Below are 1516 nucleotides of genomic sequence, written 5' to 3'. Positions count from 1 at the left end.
ATGTAAAATATTAATTTTAAAAATTTATCTCTGGCTGACTGGTTAGCCTATACTTTCCCAGTCCGAAATCATAGCCGAGACGTTACCCAATATTTCCGACCAAAACAAATCAATTTAAATGGAAACAATTAATTCAGCAATAAACCTTTTTAAAAGATATCCAATATTAATTTTTCCTTTGTTTATTACATGGATAATAATGGCAACTGGAGTTATATATTTTAAATGGCATTTTCCTTGGGATAATTACAGTTCAAGTGAACAATTGGTTTATGGTTATTTTTTCTTTTTAACAATTTCATTTTCTCTCATTTTTTCAAACTCTATTCTAGTTGAATTAATAGAACAAGATGAATATGGATTTAAAATGAGTCTCTCGAAAGCAGTATACGACTCTTTCTTTAAAAACATTTGGCAAATTATTAAATTAGCCTTGCTATGGAGTTTAACATGGTATTTTCTTGTTTTATTAAAGGTAATGTTTTCGAAAAAGAAAAATAACGGAACTCAAGAAGAATCCGCAGAGAACATCGCAAAAACTCTTGCAGGAGCAGATTCATTATCATGGTCAACATTTACTATTGACATGCTGATTAAAGCTCTTCGAATGGCAATGTTTATAATGATTCCAGCTTTCGCGTGGGAAAAAAAAGGATTTGTTGATTCTTTTAAAAGAGGGATCTCAATTGTAGGATATAGGACAACCAACTTTATTGAAGGGTTTATAATCACTTTAGGTGTTCAATTTATTTTGTATTTACCTCCTTCTATTATGTTTTTCATCAGCAACAAAACTAAGATTCAATTTAATGATATATCATGGTATTTATGCATTGTATATATTGGTTTCGCATGGAGTTTTACTTTATATGTAGAACAATTATTTGGAACTGAATTATTTTTGTGGCAAAAAAAATATGAAAATCAATGTGAGATAGCTAATGAAAACAATATGCCTTTACCTGAATTTTCTAGTATACCAAAACCGTTTTTATTAGATGAGATAAATGATTTAGAAACTATAGAAAAAACTAGAATCAAAAAAGAAACAAAGAAAAACAAAGAAGTTCACAAACCTAAAACTCGAATTGAAAAAATGAGACTAAACTTTGAGAACAAATCTGAGGATGAATTAAGAAACATAATCGAAAATAAAAATAAATATCAAAAGTTTGCTGTTGAAATTGCCGAGTCTATTCTGAAAAACAAAACATTGGGTAACACAGTATAAAATTAATGTGGGTTTTTATGGTTCAGACCAAAGTTTTGGTTTATTTAAAAAGTCCGCTTAAACTTATTTATCTATTTTTAGGTCGACAAGATAAAAACACAAAATAAGTATAAGCTTCGTGTTAGGCTGATAATCTCACGATTATCAACTCCCACACTAATCTTATACAAAACCGTTACCTTTAATGGTTCGACATCAAAATTTCGATAGTATTAAAATTCTCGTGGCTGACTTTTTAAATGAAAAATTACGCACTCAGACGGAATGCTCACTCAGGTGTGAATT

1 protein-coding gene is annotated in these 1516 nt (G+C 29.2%); it reads left to right on the top strand.

All coding sequences use genetic code 11. The annotated features are described in order from the left end of the window. Positions 1 to 118: 118 nt before the first annotated feature. The gene (locus Q0945_RS15855; RefSeq protein WP_299436591.1) at positions 119 to 1231 is read left to right on the top strand and encodes a hypothetical protein; all 1113 of its coding nucleotides are present in this window, start codon (positions 119 to 121) and stop codon (positions 1229 to 1231) included. Positions 1232 to 1516: the final 285 nt, after the last annotated feature.

The sequence above is a fragment of the uncultured Maribacter sp. genome (genome assembly GCF_947500405.1).
Taxonomy (GTDB): Bacteria; Bacteroidota; Bacteroidia; order Flavobacteriales; family Flavobacteriaceae; genus Maribacter_B.
The sequence above is the reverse complement of the archived record's forward strand: the minus strand, read 5'-3'. Positions and strand labels throughout refer to the sequence as shown.